The sequence below is a fragment of the Bacilliculturomica massiliensis genome (assembly GCF_900605495.1).
Classification (GTDB): domain Bacteria; phylum Bacillota; class Clostridia; order Peptostreptococcales; family Anaerovoracaceae; genus Bacilliculturomica; species Bacilliculturomica massiliensis.
The window spans coordinates 1-3,897 of record NZ_LR027588.1; the positions used below are offsets into that span (position 1 = coordinate 1).

General features: G+C 54.2%; 6 protein-coding genes. 2 read left to right on the forward strand and 4 right to left on the reverse strand.

Annotated elements, in window-relative coordinates:
* A partial coding sequence (locus tag E0E37_RS18650; RefSeq protein WP_207302892.1) for a hypothetical protein occupies window positions 1–234 on the forward strand: 234 nt, incomplete at its 5' end.
* Here the strand turns inward: E0E37_RS18650 and E0E37_RS00425 are convergent.
* Entirely contained in the window at window positions 210–443 is a 234-nt protein-coding gene (locus E0E37_RS00425; protein WP_130861009.1) for a hypothetical protein, read from the reverse strand. The genes E0E37_RS18650 and E0E37_RS00425 overlap by 25 nt on opposite strands.
* Here E0E37_RS00425 and E0E37_RS19180 point away from each other — a divergent pair.
* Window positions 422–586: a hypothetical protein gene (locus E0E37_RS19180; protein WP_165445133.1), complete on the forward strand. Its 165-nt coding sequence runs from the start codon at window positions 422–424 to the stop codon at window positions 584–586. The two genes, E0E37_RS00425 and E0E37_RS19180, sit on opposite strands and share 22 nt — an antisense overlap.
* A gap of 186 nt (window positions 587–772) precedes the next feature.
* Here E0E37_RS19180 and E0E37_RS00430 read toward each other — a convergent pair whose 3' ends face one another.
* From E0E37_RS00430 to E0E37_RS00440, 3 genes are all read right to left on the reverse strand, one after another.
* On the reverse strand, window positions 773–1,846 hold the full coding sequence (locus E0E37_RS00430; protein ID WP_130861010.1) for a helix-turn-helix domain-containing protein: 1,074 nt from the start codon (window positions 1,844–1,846) through the stop codon (window positions 773–775).
* Between the two features lie 193 nt (window positions 1,847–2,039).
* On the reverse strand, window positions 2,040–2,303 hold the full coding sequence (locus E0E37_RS00435) for a hypothetical protein (protein ID WP_130861011.1): 264 nt from the start codon (window positions 2,301–2,303) through the stop codon (window positions 2,040–2,042).
* Window positions 2,300–3,559, reverse strand: coding sequence for a DNA polymerase Y family protein (locus tag E0E37_RS00440; RefSeq protein ID WP_130861012.1), 1,260 nt, complete (start codon window positions 3,557–3,559; stop codon window positions 2,300–2,302). The genes E0E37_RS00435 and E0E37_RS00440 overlap by 4 nt, the downstream gene beginning before the upstream one ends.
* Window positions 3,560–3,897 lie beyond the last annotated feature (338 nt).

A 3,897-nucleotide genomic window follows, 5' to 3' on the forward strand; every position in this document is an offset into this window, starting at 1 on the left:
AGTGCAAAAGTGCTTTCAAAAAGAAAAAAGCGACATAAATCGACAAGGCAGATAATAGAACTGTCTGCTGCGTCCTCTGTTTTTTTCTTTTTTGATGTTGAATACAAGGCAAAAAGAAAAAATGGATTCTCTCGTGTTTTCGATCAACTGCTGATCTGCATTTTTTTTATATCGGAAGTTGTGAATGGAGCGTTTATGAATAATAAGAATCAATTCGTTACGATATGGAGGTAGCCATACAGGTACAATTTGAGAAGCATAGCGGGGTCATAGGCTGGCCGTCCCGTGCCTGCGGGAACTGCATGGGTAAACCCCAGTTTGTCCATCTCCAGACCGTCGACAAAGGCGTCGGCCAGCCGGACCGGATTGTCAGCAGCAATCTCTTCCTCCCAGGAGACAAACAGCCTGATTTGGTCACGCGGTGTTCCATTTACATAAGCCATGCGGCACCTCCTCTTTTCTTTTATCATTCCAAATAAAAGAAAATAATATCAAAATTGGATACGAACACGTTATGGGAAATCAGCATGACTTCACCTATTCACAACAATTTATAGATTTCATTATCGACGAGATACGCGCGTAGCTGAGACCGCACAAAGAATTGCCGGCCAAGACTTAGTCATGAAGCGTTGATCTCTGTGGAAATCGCCCCCCTGCATGGAAAATAGAAGCCCGGATTACTTCACAACCGCGTCAACAAACTGTTCCAGTATGGCCGCCGTTACCGGGCGTTCCTCCCTGACCGGCGGAGGAACGCCCGGTAAGAAGTTTATTTCCTTTTGCACCTTCCCCCATATTCCCTGATCAGCTCCTGAAATTCCTCATCCCCACGGAGAAAATCGTATCTCGGATTGTTCTCCAGCTCGGCCAGCAGCGGGGGAAGGATCGCCTTTCCCACTGCCCCGGGATGATCCGCGCAATGCTGCGCAGCGTGCCGGAACACTCCGGCGCTCCCCGGAGTCCAGGGCGTAAAGATCGCTTCCAGCATCGCTTTCAGCGCGGCGGTGCTGCCCCGGACGTCTTTTCTGGAAACGGCGACCTCCAGAGCGACGATATGCCCATTGTATTCCCAGAGTCCGAAGGCTTCGCATTCTTTTTTCGCGCAGTCGGCGACGGCGGCGGCCGCTTCCTCATCGCCTTCCATCAATGCGATCTTTGCCAGCTGGTCGCAGACGGACAGATTTGTCTGAACGCTGGTCAGCAGCTTGCGTTCCAGCAATTCCGCCGCCTGAGTGATCTTCCCCTCTTTGATCCAGAGATTTGCCTGCAGCGTGCGTTTATCCAGCGCGTTCCACTGGGGCAGCAGATCCAGTTTTTCCTGTGCCTTTTCAAACTGCCCGCGGGCGATGCATCCGGAGGCCAGCATGTAATTTGCCTTTTCGGCAACGCGGGGGTCGTCGCTTTCTGCGGCCCTCTCATAAAGTTCATTGATCTTCGGCAGATAGGATTCTTTTTCCTCCTCTGGCCTTCCCGACATCAGCAGGGCCCCTTCCAGCACCAGCGCGATGGAATGCAGTAGTTCCCCGGAGTTAGGGTATTCCTTCGCCTTTTCCATGGCCATCAGAAATCCCTCTTCAATGCTTTCGTCCCTGATCTTTTGACCCAGATCGTTTAAGAACTCCGCGACTTCCTGCTGGGTCAGATCTTCGTCAAAGCACAGCAGCGTGTTCAGGTCGGTCCTGAACAGCCGCGCCAGCGCGGGCAGCAGGGTAATGTCCGGATAAGTCGCGCCCTTTTCCCACTTGTTCACCGCCGGCGTGGACACTCCCAATAAATTTGCCACCTGTTCCTGGGTGAGACCCATTTTCTTTCGATTCTCCCGTATCCGGGCGCTTATATCCATGACGCTTCCTCCTCACTTTTATCCTCCGCTGACAAAACGCGTATGCCCCCGCCAACGGAAAGTATAGTTTCATTATAGAGAATTCCCCAGGACTCCGCAATTGAGCCGTCGTTTCATTGGAGGCCGGAAAATTTAACCGCCGGTTAATTTATCCGGCGCGGCCCCTTCAAACTGCAGCGGCGGCGAAGATCTTCTATATCTTATAGAGTTCCCATCTGCATTCCCTGATAAAATATCGAAGTTCATACAGCTTCATTGTATCGCCGATCTGCGACTGGCAGCGGTAGACGATCGCCGGAGCTCCGGCGATGTTCGTCCGTTCTGTCTGAAAGATCCGATCGATCTTTACGGTCTCCGCTTCTCCGTTTTCCGGGCGGCAGCGAAATCTGTAGGGTCTGGGCGTTTCCTTTCCTGTAAAATACACAGCCGCGTCGATCGGCTTCGCCACGATCTTCATTGTTCATACCCTCCCATCATTATATAGCGTCCCTCGTGCACGCCGCCCAGCAGCGGCGCGCGGCCTGTGTTGGCGAATGATCCGCGCATAACGGCTCCGTCGCCAAATTTCTTTCGTATGCGGTCCACCGCCTGATCCACGCGTTCCTCCCGTTCCCAATCCTGCTGAAACAGGGAAAGCTGCCGCTGTCCGGCGAAGGACAGATGAGAGACGAAGACGCCCGCCTGACGGATCGGCTCTCCTTTCCAGCACTCGAAGAAAAGCTGTTCGCTGCAGCGGTACAGCTCCGTGGTAGAGTCCGTCGTACAGGACAGCTCTCTCTGGTGGCTGCGCCGGATGAAGCCGTCGGTCTTCAGCGAGATCCCCACCAGAGACGCTGTGTACTGCAGCCGGCGCAGTCGCATTCCCACTCTCTCACAGAGCGCCAGCAAAGCCCGGCTGATCTCCTCCGGTTCCGTCAGATCATATCTCATGGTGGCGCTGTTTCCCACCCCCTTTTGAAAAATATCCGCGTTTGCCGTTACTGGTTCATCGTCCAGCCCGTTGGCATACCGGTGGATCAATCCGCCGTGAGAGTGAAAGACCGTTTTCAGATACCCGGGATCCGTCTGGGCCAGATCTCCTATGGTGCGGATGTTGACCCGCCGCAGCTTTTCCTCCGTAGCCCTTCCCACCATAAAAAGCTCGCGGACGGGAAGGGGCCAAAGTTTGTCCCTGATCTCCCAGGGCCAGATCGTCTCCGCAGCGTCCGGCTTCCTCAGCTCGCCGGCCATTTTGGCCAGCAGCTTGTTGGGTCCCACGCCTACGTTGACCGTAAACCCCAGTTCTTCCCTCATCCTTTCTCTGATCTGTTCCGCCGTCTGTTCCGCTCCGCCGAAGCGCTTTTCCGATTCTGTAAAATCCAAAAAACACTCGTCGATGCTGTATCGCTGTACCACAGGAGAATACTCCTGCAGGATTTCATACATCGCCTGACTGCAGTCCATGTAAAGCTCATAATCGGGAGGATAGACCAGCAGTTCCCGGCATTTGCCGCGGGCGGACGACAGGCTCTCTCCGGTGACGATCCCAAATCTCTTCGCCGGTATGGACTTGGCCAGAATAATGCCGTGCCGGTCGTCCGGATCGCCTGCGATAACGGCCGGCGCCGTTCTCAGATCCAGAGTGTCCCCCCGGTTCAGGCGGTCCGCCGCGGTCCAGCTCAGATACGCGCTGTTGGCGTCAATATGAAAGATAATGCGTTTTGCCCCGTCCATTCGCTGTTCCTCCATCCTCGTCTGTTCTCTTTTTATTATAAAAGAACATATGTTCTTTTATCAAGCGGAGGATATTTCCAGCTTTAAAACGGTTTCGCGCATAAGGAGCGGCGGTGCTCTCATACATTAGTAGTACTATGGATATCAGATACAATACAACGGGAAAAAAAAGAATACGAAAAAGAAGGCGGCCTTCGCCCGGTCTCCTGCGGGGGCTATTTGGCCCGGGAGGTCTGGGCGCGCGCAGAAGCCGGACCCGCCGGATCCTCCCCTGCGTTCAGAACCGGTGACAGACCCACCACCGCCCCACCTGGTGCGTGCGGCACCCCCACTAGGGC

Bases quoted from the DNA above. Each gene is read 5' to 3' on its own strand.
- E0E37_RS00425 (WP_130861009.1), bottom strand. From the start codon at position 443: ATGGCTTATGTAAATGGAACACCGCGTGACCAAATCAGGCTGTTTGTC.
- E0E37_RS00430 (WP_130861010.1), bottom strand. From the start codon at position 1,846: ATGGATATAAGCGCCCGGATACGGGAGAATCGAAAGAAAATGGGTCTC.
- E0E37_RS00435 (WP_130861011.1), bottom strand. From the start codon at position 2,303: ATGAAGATCGTGGCGAAGCCGATCGACGCGGCTGTGTATTTTACAGGA.
- E0E37_RS00440 (WP_130861012.1), bottom strand. From the start codon at position 3,559: ATGGACGGGGCAAAACGCATTATCTTTCATATTGACGCCAACAGCGCG.